The 11,788-nt window shown below is 69.7% G+C and carries 12 protein-coding genes and 2 pseudogenes; 8 read left to right on the top strand and 6 right to left on the bottom strand.

Annotated elements, in window-relative coordinates; all coding sequences use genetic code 11:
- From CFP71_RS37175 to CFP71_RS37140, 8 genes and pseudogenes are all read left to right on the top strand, one after another.
- Positions 1-984, top strand: a pseudogene (locus CFP71_RS37175) (hypothetical protein); the annotation flags it as partial.
- 22 nt (positions 985-1,006) lie between these two features.
- Positions 1,007-1,804: a sugar phosphate isomerase/epimerase family protein gene (locus CFP71_RS37170; protein WP_093938595.1), complete on the top strand. Its 798-nt coding sequence runs from the start codon at positions 1,007-1,009 to the stop codon at positions 1,802-1,804.
- 141 nt (positions 1,805-1,945) lie between these two features.
- Positions 1,946-2,776 carry a thioesterase family protein gene (locus CFP71_RS37165; RefSeq protein WP_093938594.1) on the top strand — a complete coding sequence of 277 codons (831 nt, stop codon included), beginning with the start codon at positions 1,946-1,948 and terminating at the stop codon, positions 2,774-2,776.
- A 24-nt stretch (positions 2,777-2,800) separates the two neighbouring features.
- Entirely contained in the window at positions 2,801-3,616 is an 816-nt protein-coding gene (gene proC, locus CFP71_RS37160; protein ID WP_093938593.1) for a pyrroline-5-carboxylate reductase, read from the top strand.
- A gap of 193 nt (positions 3,617-3,809) precedes the next feature.
- A complete protein-coding gene (locus CFP71_RS37155; RefSeq protein ID WP_020633145.1) occupies positions 3,810-4,034 on the top strand; it encodes a helix-turn-helix domain-containing protein in 225 nt (74 codons plus the stop codon).
- Between the two features lie 145 nt (positions 4,035-4,179).
- Entirely contained in the window at positions 4,180-4,281 is a 102-nt protein-coding gene (locus tag CFP71_RS37150; protein WP_007030867.1) for a 30S ribosomal protein bS22, read from the top strand.
- Between the two features lie 288 nt (positions 4,282-4,569).
- Positions 4,570-5,619, top strand: coding sequence for an NAD-dependent epimerase/dehydratase family protein (locus CFP71_RS37145; protein ID WP_093938592.1), 1,050 nt, complete (start codon positions 4,570-4,572; stop codon positions 5,617-5,619).
- On the top strand, positions 5,616-6,719 hold the full coding sequence (locus tag CFP71_RS37140; protein ID WP_093938591.1) for a lysophospholipid acyltransferase family protein: 1,104 nt from the start codon (positions 5,616-5,618) through the stop codon (positions 6,717-6,719). Before CFP71_RS37145 ends, CFP71_RS37140 begins: the two co-directional genes overlap by 4 nt.
- 68 nt (positions 6,720-6,787) lie before the next feature.
- On the opposite strand, the gene CFP71_RS37135 is transcribed toward CFP71_RS37140, so the two are convergent.
- The 6 genes and pseudogenes from CFP71_RS37135 to CFP71_RS37110 all read right to left on the bottom strand — a co-directional run.
- The gene (locus tag CFP71_RS37135; RefSeq protein WP_093938590.1) at positions 6,788-7,567 is read right to left on the bottom strand and encodes a type III pantothenate kinase; all 780 of its coding nucleotides are present in this window, start codon (positions 7,565-7,567) and stop codon (positions 6,788-6,790) included.
- 4 nt (positions 7,568-7,571) lie between these two features.
- The gene (panD, locus tag CFP71_RS37130; RefSeq protein WP_007028536.1) at positions 7,572-8,066 is read right to left on the bottom strand and encodes an aspartate 1-decarboxylase; all 495 of its coding nucleotides are present in this window, start codon (positions 8,064-8,066) and stop codon (positions 7,572-7,574) included.
- A gap of 12 nt (positions 8,067-8,078) precedes the next feature.
- Positions 8,079-8,987 carry a pantoate--beta-alanine ligase gene (gene panC, locus CFP71_RS37125; protein WP_093938589.1) on the bottom strand — a complete coding sequence of 303 codons (909 nt, stop codon included), beginning with the start codon at positions 8,985-8,987 and terminating at the stop codon, positions 8,079-8,081.
- Positions 8,984-9,919 (bottom strand): Rossmann-like and DUF2520 domain-containing protein, encoded by a 936-nt coding sequence (locus tag CFP71_RS37120; RefSeq protein ID WP_425266645.1) that lies wholly within the window; start codon positions 9,917-9,919, stop codon positions 8,984-8,986. Before CFP71_RS37120 ends, panC begins: the two co-directional genes overlap by 4 nt.
- A 135-nt stretch (positions 9,920-10,054) precedes the next feature.
- A complete protein-coding gene (locus CFP71_RS37115; protein WP_093938587.1) occupies positions 10,055-11,224 on the bottom strand; it encodes a PrsW family intramembrane metalloprotease in 1,170 nt (389 codons plus the stop codon).
- Between the two features lie 28 nt (positions 11,225-11,252).
- A pseudogene (locus CFP71_RS37110) lies at positions 11,253-11,788 on the bottom strand (DUF6779 domain-containing protein); the annotation flags it as partial.

Here is an 11,788-nt window from a genome sequence, read left to right as displayed (position 1 = left end):
GAGGAGACCCGTGGCGCGGTGCCGCCGGTCCGCCGCCGCCCCGAACCGCCTGCAGGGCCCCCGTCCGCGGGGCTGTCGGCGAGGCTCGACGGTCTCGACGCCGAGCCCGAAGACGTCCAGGACCAGCCCGGCCCGATGGCCAGCGGCGCGTTTCAGACCCCACCGGCCCAGCCGCCGCGCCGTCGTCGTCCGGCGGCCCGTCCGCCTCAGCCGAAGGCCGAGCCGAGCACCGAGCAGTTCGCCGCGGTCGGCGACGAAGCCGGAATCGAACCCGAGGCACCCGCGCCCGTCGAACCGGCCGCGCCGCCCGCCGGACTCGCCGGATGGCGCAAGCGCCGGCAGAAGGTGCAGTCCGAGGACACCGAGATCGGCGGCATCCCGCCGGTGCCGCCTCCGGTCGCGCCCGTCGAGCCGGACATCGACCCGGAACCAGACCAGTTCGACGCGGGCCCCCCGACCATGGGGCACCCCGCGCCGATGCCGTTCGTGCCGCCGCATTCGCTCGACGATCGAGGCAGGCAGCAGGACAACCTCGACGAGTACGAGCGCGAGTTCGCCGACCCGGCGTACCCCGACGGCAGTCCGGACTTCGACCGCGACGACTACGGGTACCGCGCCGACGAGTACGAGGACGACTACGAAGACGACCGGGCCGAGGGCGGCGTCGATGACGTCGACGACCTCGAGGTGGACGAGTCCGAGGCACCCGCCGAGAACACCTCACCGGGGAAGCAGTGGCTGGCGCTGGCCGGTCAGCTCGCCCTCGGCGTGGTGGGCGGTGCCGGGGTCTGGCTGGGCTTCAACTGGCTGTGGGTGAACATCCCCGCCGCCGCGCTGGTCGCCGCGTTGCTGGTGATCGTCGCGCTGGTGTGGATCGTCCGGAAGATCCGCAAGGCCGACGACCTCCAGACCCTCGTGCTCGCGGTGCTGGTCGGACTGGTGGTGACGGTCTCACCGGCCGCACTCCTGCTGGTCGCTCGATAGCGGCCTCGGGAAGGATGCCGGAATGGTTCAGCAGATTCCGGTGGGGATTTCGACCGCGTCCGTCTGGCCTCTGAGGGCGGGCGCGGCCTTCGAGATGGCCGCCGACCTCGGCTACGACGGTGTCGAGGTGATGATCTGGGCCGACCCGGTCAGCCAGGACATCTCCGCGTTGCGCCGCTGGTCGCGCCGCACCGGGGTGCCGGTGCTGTCGATCCACTCGCCGTCGCTGCTGATCACCCAGCGCGTGTGGTCGCCGGATCCCGAGGTGCGCCTGCGGATGTCCGTGGACGCCGCGCTGGAGCTGGGCGCGCGCACGGTCGTGGTGCATCCGCCGTTCCGCTGGCAGCGCCGCTACGGCGACGCGTTCGGCGATCTCGTCGACGAGCTCGAAGAATCCAGCGGCATCGAGGTCGCGGTCGAGAACATGTTCAAGGTCCGTCCGCCCGGCGGGTCGCGGACGTCGCGCGTGTCGGCGTTCCGTCCGTCGATCGACCCTACGGACGTAGGGTTTCGCCACTACACGCTGGACTTGTCCCATACAGCGGCAGCCGGGATGGACGCCCTCGCGCTCGCCGAACGCATGGGTTCCGGGCTCACCCACGTCCACCTGGCGGACGGCACGGGACTCCCGAAGGACGAGCACCTGGTGCCCGGGCGCGGGATCGAACCCTGTGCCGAATTGCTCGAAAAGCTCGTGAACAGCGATTTTTCCGGACAGATCGTGCTGGAGATCAACACCCGCCGTTCGCCGAGCGCGGCACAGCGGTCAAGGGATCTCGCGGAGTCACTCTTGTTCGCGAGGTTCCACCTCGGCCAGTGACAAAGATCGTCCCGAGGTGCGGAGATTCATTCCTCCCTGCGCCGGAGGCGCTGCTACACGTAAAGTTCCGACCGTGAACCAGCTGCGCTTGTTGATCTCCCGCACCCCGATGGATCGGCTCGTGGCCTGGGTCAGTGCTCGGTGAGCACGGCCGACGAAACGGGCACCTCCTTCGACGCGGCTTGCGCGACGAGATCACTGGGTGACGGCACTTTCACCGCAGTACTGCGGACCGAATGGTCGATCGGCGGACATCCGCACGGCGGCTTCCTGATGGCCCTGATGGCCCGGTCGGCCCTGGCGTTCCTGCACGAACGGGGCGAGCCGCCGTCCGAGCCTCTCGCCATCAGCGCGGAATTCCTGCACCCGCCCGCTGTGGGGCCGGTGTTGCTGCGCATGGACGTCCGGAAGGTCGGAAGGCGCGCGTCGGTCGTGGCGGTCCTGCTGGAGCAGCGGGGCCGCAGTTGCGTCGAGGCCAGGGTGACCACCGGGCGGCTGCCGATGCGGCGTCCGGAGTGGACCGACGTGCCCGCCATGCCCGCGGAACCGCCGCCCGGCGCGGTGCCCGTGACCGGTGAGACCTCCGAAGGCCTGTTCAATCTCGCGAAGGGCTGCGAAGTCCGGCTTGATCCGGCGAGCGTCGGTTACCTGCACGGCCGGATCGGCGACCCACCGAAGATGCGGTTGTGGGTCCGGCCGCGGCACGGTCTTCCCGACCCTTTCTTCGCGCTGCTCGCGAGCGACGTGAACCCGCCGGTGGTCTACAACCTCGGCCGGATCGGCTGGGTGCCGACCGTGCAGCTGACCGCGTTGCTGCGCACCCGGCCGGCGCCGGGCTGGCTGCGGGTGATCGTGCAGGCCCACTCGGTGCACGAGGCCTGGTTCGATTCCGACGCCGTGGTGGTGGACTCGCAGGGCCGGCTGGTCTGCCAGGCGCGTCAGCTGGCGCTTGCCCCGGCGCCGGGGGGCTGACGGCGCTTTGGCACGCTGAACGGCATGAGCGTGATCGCGGTTCTCGGCGCCGGGAAAATCGGAGAGGCCCTGCTCTCGGGCCTGCTGCACGGCGGGCACAGCCCTGACGACCTGCTGTTCACCGAACGGTATCCGGCGCGCGCGGCCGAGCTGACCGAGCGCTACGGCGTGCACGGGGTCACCGTCGCCGACGCCGCGAGCCGGGCCGACGTACTGGTCGTCGCGGTCAAGCCGCAGGACATCGACCCGGTGCTGGACGAGGTCGCGCCGCTGCTCGGCAAGGATTCGCTGGTGGTCTCGCTGTGCGCGGGCCTGCCGACCGCCCTGTACGAGCGCAGGCTGGCCGAGGGCATCCCGGTGGTGCGGGTCATGCCGAACACCCCGATGCTCGTCGGAGAGGCGATGAGCGCCGTCTCGGCGGGCGCGCACGCGACCGCCGAGCACATCGCGGTGGTGAAGGAGCTGCTTTCGCACGTCGGGCAGGTCGTCGAGGTGCCGGAGTCGCAGCAGGACGCCGTCACGGCGCTGTCCGGATCCGGGCCCGCGTACTTCTTCTTCCTGGTCGAGGCCATGATCGACGCCGGGATCCTGCTCGGCCTGCCCCGCGCGCTCGCCGGGCAGCTGATCATCCAGTCGGCGGTCGGGGCGGCGAAGATGCTGGCGGAGTCCGACGAGCACCCGGTGCTGCTGCGCGAAGCCGTCACCTCGCCCGCCGGGACGACCATCAACGCCATCCGCGAGCTGGAGAAGCACGGCGTCCGCGCCGCGCTCCTGGCCGCCATCGAGGCCGCGAAGGACCGCTCGACCGAGCTGGGCCGCGCCCACGATCCCCGCGATTAGTCCTCTGGATGCGGTAGTTCGCCGGCGAACTACCGCATCCAGAGGACGAAACGCGTAGTCGGACGGGCCCATCTCGGTGACTCGCGTCGCTTTAGCCACACGTGTCCCGCTACTCTCAGGAGAGCACGTGCGTGTCGATACCACAGGTGGGGAAGCCTCGTGGCGCGACACGTGTCGAAGGACACGGTGAATCATGCCGCCGAACAAGAAGGATGACCTCCCCAAGGTCAACACAGTGGGCCAGGTCCAGTTCCTGACGGTCGCCGAGGTGGCCACGCTGATGCGGGTCTCCAAGATGACCGTCTATCGCCTCGTTCACTCGGGCGAGTTGCCCGCGGTGCGCGTGGGGAAGTCGTTCAGAGTGCCCGAAAAGGCCGTTCACGAATATCTGCAGGGCGCGTACTTCGACGTGGGCTGAGGCTCGCTTCGCGGAGCACAGCGTGCCCGCCCGAGGGCGTCTTCCGGGGCGCGAGTACCCTGGAAGACCGCTCGTGCCTGTGCGCTCCACCCGTTGGACGCTGCGCCGGGCAGCGTGACCGACGACGAAGGAAGGAGCGCTCTCGATGGGCTCTGTGATCAAGAAGCGCCGTAAGCGCATGTCGAAGAAGAAGCACCGGAAGTTGCTGCGCCGGACGCGAGTTCAGCGTAGGAAGGCCGGCAAGTAAGACACAGCCGGTGAGTGGCCCGTCCAGGTTCTGGACGGGCCACTCCCATTTGGTGAACCTTTTCCGTCCGTTCGAGTGAGACGTGGATCCCCTCTGCGAGCGGCGGGTTAATAGCATGTAAGCGCTGACTCGACTACCCCTAATGAGCGGTAACATCTCAAGGGCAGCCGCGCGATGCTTCCAGTGAGTGCAGGTACGCGCACACTCGGTGGATCAATCCGCGCTCAAAGGTCATCAGGACCCCGTGATCGAAAGTCCGAGAACCGCCCGAAAGCCGCAGGGAGTCCTATGCCGTCGAACATCGTGCTCGTGACCGGGGTCGGGGGAGACCTTGGCGGGAAGCTGCTCGCCAGACTCGGCAACAATCCGGAGTTCGAGCGGGTGATCGGCGTGGACACCACGCCCCCGCAGAAGTCGGTGCTGCAGCGCATGGGGCGCGCTGAATACGTCCGGGCCGACATCCGTAATCCGCTGATCGCCAAGGTGATCAGCACGGCCAAGGTCGACACCGTCGTGCACGCCTCGTGCACCGCGCATCCGGCCGGCCCGGCCCGGCGCACGGCGATCAAAGAGGTCAACGTCATCGGCACGATGCGGCTCCTGGCGGCCTGCCAGCGCTCGCCGCTCGTGCGCAAGCTCGTGGTGAAGTCGACGGCCGCCGTCTACGGCGCGGGCGCGCGCTCGCAGGCCGTCTTCACCGAGGATTCCGAGCTCATCCCCACCTCGACCAGCGGTTACGCGAAGGACGCCGTCGAGATGGAGGGGTACGTCCGCGGGCTCATGCGCCGCCGCCCCGACATCACGACGACGCTGTTCCGCTTCGCCAACATCATCAGCCCGGAGATCGACACCGTGCTCTCGCGCTACTTCGCGCTGCCGGTGGTCCCGACCGTGTTCGGCTACGACGCGCGGATCCAGCTGCTCCACGCTTCGGACGCGCTGGCCGTGTTCGAGCAGGCGACGCTGAACGACGCACCCGGCGTGTTCAATGTCGGCTCGGAGGGGGTACTCACGCTGTCTCAGGCGATCCGGCGAGCAGGCCGGGTCGAACTGCCGATGCCCAGCGGTGTCGTGCCGTCGGTCGGCAAGGTGCTGCGCGGAGCGAGGGTGGTCGACTTCTCCGCCGACCAGGTCCGGCTGCTGAACTTCGGCCGCGTCGTGGACATCACGAAGCTCAAGAAGGAGTTCGGTTACACCCCGCGTTGGACGACGCGGGAGGCGTTCGACGACTACATCACCGGCCGCGGGCTGAGGCCCGTGGTGGACGGCGGCAGGCTGGCCGGATTCGCCGACAAGGTCCTGGTGGCCGCCGCGACCGGGCAGGCGGCGAACCGGTGAGCAGGCCTTACGAGGACAACCCCGAGAACTCTCACGAAGGCGAGGCGGAAAACGTGAGCGGCGCTGAAGCGCAGGTCATCCCGTTGCACGGCCCCGGCAGAGAGAAGCCGGACCCGGCCGCTCAGGCGGACAGGGATCTTCGCGAGTCCGACGAAGCGCAAGAGCGGCTGGACCAGGAGCGCCGGGTGGACGCGCCCGTCGTCGAGTTCCCCGGGGCGGCACGGGTCGCGCCGGCCCGGACCCGTCCGGCCGACACCGAGCTCCTCCCGGCGTCGCTCCGGACGGCGCTGGGGTTCCTGCGGGACAGGCTGACCGGTGACTACACCGTCGACGAGTTCGGCTTCGACGCCGAGCTCACCGAAACCCTGCTGCTGCCGCCGTTGCGGGCGCTGTACGAGAAGTGGTTCCGCGTCGACACCTTCGGCGTCGAGAACCTGCCCACCGACGGCGGCGCGCTCCTGGTGTCGAACCACTCCGGCACGTTGCCGCTCGACGCGCTGATGACCGCCGTCGCCGTGCACGACCACGTCCCCGGCGGCAGGCACCTGCGCGGCCTCGGCGCGGATCTGGTGTTCCAGGTGCCGCTCGTCGGCTCCTTCGCCCGCAAGTCCGGGCAGACGCTCGCCTGCAACGCCGACGCGGAACGCTTGCTGCGCAAGGGAGAACTCGTCGGCGTGTGGCCGGAAGGGTTCAAGGGGATCGGGAAACCGTTCTCGTCGCGGTACAAGCTGCAACGGTTCGGCCGCGGCGGTTTCGTGTCCGCCGCGCTGCGGACCGGGGTGCCGATCATTCCCGTGTCGGTCATCGGCGCGGAGGAGATCTACCCGAAACTCGGCGAGATCAAGCTGCTCGCGCGGGTGCTCGGCCTGCCGTACTTCCCGGTGACGCCGTTCTTCCCGCTGCTCGGCCCGCTCGGCGCGGTTCCGCTGCCGACGAAGTGGAGCATCGAATTCGGCGAGCCCATCCGCACGGACACCTACGACGCGGACGCCGTGGATGACCCGATGCTGGTGTTCACGCTGACCGACCAGGTGCGGGAGTCGATCCAGCAGTCGCTGTACAAACGCCTTTCGCAGCGGAAGAGCGTCTTCAAGGGCTGAGTTTCCCCCTTTACGCATTTAGTCCTCTGGATGCGGTAGTTGCACACGCAAGGACCGCATCCAGAGGACTAAACGCGGTGGTTTCGTTCGTAGACCAGCCGCAGGCCCAGCAGCGTCAGATCCGGCACGTGCTCGGTGATGGTCTCCGATTCCTCCAGCACCAGCGGTGCCAGGCCACCGGTCGCGATCACCGCGACCGGCTCCGTCCCGCCCGGGGAGAGCTCGCGCTCGATCCGCTTCACCAGGCCGTCGACCTGGCCGGCGAAACCGTAGAGGATGCCGGATTGCAGGCATTCCACGGTGTTCTTCCCGATCACCGACCGCGGCGGCACCAGTTCCACCTTGCGCAGTGCCGCGGCCCGCGCGGCCAGGGCGTCGACCGAGATCTCGATACCGGGCGCGAAAGCGCCGCCGAGGAACTCGCCCTTGGCGGAGATGGCGTCTACATTGGTCGAAGTGCCGAAATCCACCACCACGCAGGCGGTCCTGGGGTGCAGATGGTGCGCGGCCAGGGTGTTCACCAGCCTGTCCGCGCCCACCTCCTTGGGGTTGTCGACCAGGAGCGGCACGCCGGTGCGCACTCCCGGCTCGATGACGATCTTCGGCAGTTCGGCGTAATACCGCGAAAGCATGACGCGGAGCTCCCGCAGTACGGCGGGAACCGTCGAAAGCGCGCTGATCCCGGTGATCGCGTCGGCGTGCGGGCCGAGGAGCCCGCGCATGGTGAGCGCGAGCTCGTCGGCGGTGATCCGCGCGTCGGTGCGCATCCGCCAGTCACCGACGAGTTCTCGGCCGGAGTACAGCCCCAGAACGATGTTGGTGTTGCCGACGTCGATCGTGAGCAGCAACGACTCAGCTTTCGGCGTGCAGCAGCGCGTCGAGACGGCGGGCGTCGGCGGTTTCGGCGACCGGGAAGGTCATCGTGTCGTCGTCGGCCAGCGTCACGGTGCCGCTCATCAGGCCGGATCCCTCCGGCGCGTGCCCGGGGTTGGCGCCCTTCTCGACGATCCGGTTGTCCGCGTCGACGAAGACGACCCGCGGCCGGAACGCGGCCGCCTCGGCGTTCTCCATCTGCGCGTACGAAATCAGGATCACCAGGTCGCCGGGGTGCACCAGATGCGCCGCGGCGCCGTTGATGCCGAGCACCCCGCTGCCGCGTTCGCCCGCGATCACGTAGGTCTCGAGCCGCGCGCCGTTGGTGACGTCCACAATGGACACCTGTTCGCCCGGCAGCAGATCCGCCGCGTCCATCAGGTCCTCGTCGACGGTCACCGACCCGACGTAGTGGAGGTCGGCCTGGGTGACCGTCGCCCGGTGAATCTTCGATTTCAGCATGGTGCGGTACATCGTGGACTCTCCCTATTCCCCTGCGTCCAGCGCGTGTTCCGGATGGTCCGCGGCGGCGCCGAGCACCACGCCGACGTTGTCGATCAGCCGGGTACTCCCCACCCTGGCCGCGATCAGCAACCGCGCTTCACCGTCGACGGGCGCGGGCCCGAGGTCGGTTCCCCTCAATTCCAGATAGTCGATCTCGACCGCGGGCCGCGCGGCGAGGGTCTGCCTGGCGGTCGCCAGCACGGCTTCCGCTCCGTCGCGCCCGACGAAGGCACCCGCGGTGAGTGCCGCCGACAACACGATCGCGTCCTCGCGCTGCTCAGGGGTCAGGTAGACGTTGCGCGAGGACAACGCCAGCCCGTCGCGTTCCCTGACCGTCGGCACCCCGATGACGCGGGTTTCGAAGTTCAGGTCACGCACCATCTTCTTGATCAGCACCAGCTGCTGGTAGTCCTTCTCCCCGAAGAAGGCGTAGTCCGGCCGCACGATGTTGAACAGTTTCGCCACCACGGTGAGCACGCCGGCGAAATGCCCCGGCCGCACCGCTCCCTCCAGCTCGTCACCGAGCTCGCCCGGATGCACCGTCACGGTGGCACCCTCGGGATACAGGTCCGACGCCTTGGGCAGGAAGCCCAGTTCGACGCCGTCCTCCTTCAGCACTTCGAGATCCTTGTCCAGCGGACGCGGGTACGCCTCGAAGTCCTCGCCTTCCCCGAACTGCAGGGGATTCACGAAGATCGATGTCGCGACGACGGTGTTCGGCAGCCGCTTCGCCCGGCGGATCAGCTCGCGGTGTCCCGCGTGCAGGGCGCCCATCGTGGGCACCAGCGCGACCTTGCGGCCGACCCCGTGCAGGGCGCGCGTCACCTGGCTGACCTGCTCCGGCGGCTGGAAGGTGTGCAGCGTGCCTCGGGCGAATTTCGGTGTGGTCACTGCTTTTGCTGCCCTTCGGCGGGATCTGCGGGATCGGCGGGATCACTGAGGAGTTCCGTGAGCTCGGCGGCGGCCGAGGCGTCCAAGAGCCCGGCGGCGTCGCCGCGCGCCAGCGTGCGCTTGGCCAGCGCGCGATAGCTCGGGACGATGTCGGGGCCACGTTCGGCCAGCACCGTGAGGTGCTTGCGCACGGTGCCGAGATCACCACGGGCCACCGGCCCGGTGAGCGCCCGGTCCCCGTGTCGCAGAACATTATCCAACGCCGCCGACAACAACGGAGCCACCATGCGTTCTGGCTGGGCGATTCCCGCCTCCCGCAACAGTTCCGCGCAGTCGGCGACCAGTGTCATCAGGTGGTTCGCGCCGTGCGCCAACGCCGCGTGATAGAACGCTCGCGCTTCGTCAGGGACCCGGACGGGCTCCGCGCCCATCTCCACGGTCAGCGCTTCACCGACGTTCCACGCCGCTTCGTCACCCTCTGTCGCCGTGACACCGACGCTGCACGCGGCCAGCCTGTCGAGGTCTTCGGCGCGGCCGGTGAAGGTCATCACGGGGTGCAGTGCCAGCGGCAGCGCCCCGGCCTCGGCGGCGGGCGCGAGGACGTCGATGCCGTGCGCCCCGGAGGTGTGCACGACGATCTGTCCCGGGCGCAGCGAACCGGTGGCGACGAAACCGCGCACCATCCCGGCGAGCGCGTCGTCGGGCAGTGCCAGCAGGACGAGATCGGCGCGGCGGGCGACCTCGTCGGGCGGCAGGAGGGGGACGTCGGGGAGTAGTTGCTCCGCCCGGCGTACCGAAGCGCTGGAGAGGCCCGATGCGGCGACGACCGTGTGCCCGGCCCTGGTGAGCGCGGCGCCGACGACGCTGCCGACCCGGCCGGCGGAGATGACGCCGACGGCCAGTCGAGCGGGCCTCATCATGGCGTGCGCCAGTGGACGCTCATGGTCGAAAACTCCTCAACTCGTTCCAGTCCCGCTCGGCAATCGCGGGTACCAGACGACGGCGCGAGGGTAACCCTCCGGCACGCGTCTGAAACGGCCCTCGTGACCAGCTTCACCTGACAGTGGTCACCCGCGCGGCGCGCCGTCGGCGAGCCGCACGGCCTCCGCACGCGACGTCTTGAGCACTTGAAGCAGCTCACGCTGCCGCTGTTTCGCCTCGTCGGTGAGTTTCCGGCCGCGCCGCAGGAACGCGAGCTCGGTCACGCTGGCCTGGTAGCGGCCGACAGCCTTCGCCGCTTCCCGGCCCGACTGTTTCCTCGCCTGTTTCCGCCACGACCGCCGTCCGGACAAGCTGGCCAGCAGCGCGACCTCGGAGGGGGCGATCCAGCGCGCGTCGACCATCATCGGCAGCGCGGCCGCGACGATCCGCTGCTCGCGGCGCCGTTGCATGACCACCACCGAGAAGACCCCGATGAACAGCGGCACCATGATCAGGAAGTACACGTTCAGGAAGGTCTTGGCGCCGCCGAGCAGCGCGGCGCCGTTCCACAGCGCGTGCAGCAGCACCGCGACGATGTAGCCGCCGATCGGCGCCAGGATCCGCAACGAGCGGACCTTGGTGCTCGCGGCGACACCGAGCCCGATCCCGGTCATCACGGCGAACAGCGGATGCGTGAACGGCGAAAGCACGCCGCGGAGGAAGAAGGCGGCGAGCACGCCCGCGCTCGTGCCGTCGCCGAAACCGTGCTCGGCGAAGGCGCGGCCGAAGTAATAGATGTTCTCGGTGAAGGCGAAGCCCGCGGCGGTGAACCCGGCGTAGACGATGCCGTCCACGACGCCGTCGAACTCGCTCGGGCGGCGCCACCACAGCAGGAGGATGAAGGCGGCCTTCGCGGCCTCCTCGACCAGCGGCGCGGAGATCAGGCCGCTGATCTTGCCGCCTCCGCCGCTGCCGAGCAGCAGGTCACCGACGGCTTCGGCGCCGCTGTTGAGCAGCAGCGCGATGATCGTCGCGACGCACGCACCCCAGACGAAGGACAGCAGCAGGAGCTTCGGCGGTTCCGGTTCCCAGCGGTCGACCCACAGGAACGCGGTGACCACCACGGCGACCGGGACGAGCGCCGCGAGCACACCGATCGTCACGGCGGGCAGGCCGACCTTCTCGGTGACCGTGCCGAAGACGAACAGCCCGCAGAGCGCGACGGCGATCAGCCCGAGCACCGGCAGCAGCACGGTGATCGACCGGGACCGGCGGGCCCGGTCGGGACCGGGTGCCGGGGAGGAAGGCTCGCTCACAGCGGGTCACCCTACCGTCGGTACGGGGTCAGTCTTCGGCACGCCGCCTGCGCCGCGGGGTGGACTCGTTCGCGCCGTTGGCGGCGAGCAGGTCCATCACCGACCGGCCCGACGCGTGCGAGCCCGCCGCGGGTGTCTCCTGATGGCTGTGCGAGGACCCGTTGCGGGACGGCGCCTCGTCTTCGTCCGGCTTCGACCGCTTGCCGCCGTGGCGGCCGCCCGACTCGGCTCCGTTCTGCCAAGCCGGGGGTTCGCCGTCCGGGCGACGGCGACGGCCGCCCCCGGTGGGCTCCGGGACGCTCGGGGCCGGGGTGAGCGAGACCGAGGAGTCCTCCGACGCCCGGCGACGACGTCCGCCGCCGCCGTTCTGTGTCACGCGGATCTCTTCGGGCAGCGTCGGGTTGACCGCGGGCGGCTCCGCCGCGGGCGAGCCGTGCCGCGACGGCGCCTCGGCGGCCGGACGGCGCACCGGTTCGGGCTCCGGCGGCCGCGCGGGCTCGGGACGGCGGACGGGCTCGGCCACGACCGGGATCGACGGCGGGGTCGGCGGCTCCGGGTCACGAC

Source organism: Amycolatopsis thailandensis (assembly GCF_002234405.1).
GTDB classification, from domain to species: Bacteria; Actinomycetota; Actinomycetes; order Mycobacteriales; family Pseudonocardiaceae; genus Amycolatopsis; species Amycolatopsis thailandensis.
The sequence above is the reverse complement of the archived record's forward strand: the minus strand, read 5'-3'. Positions and strand labels throughout refer to the sequence as shown.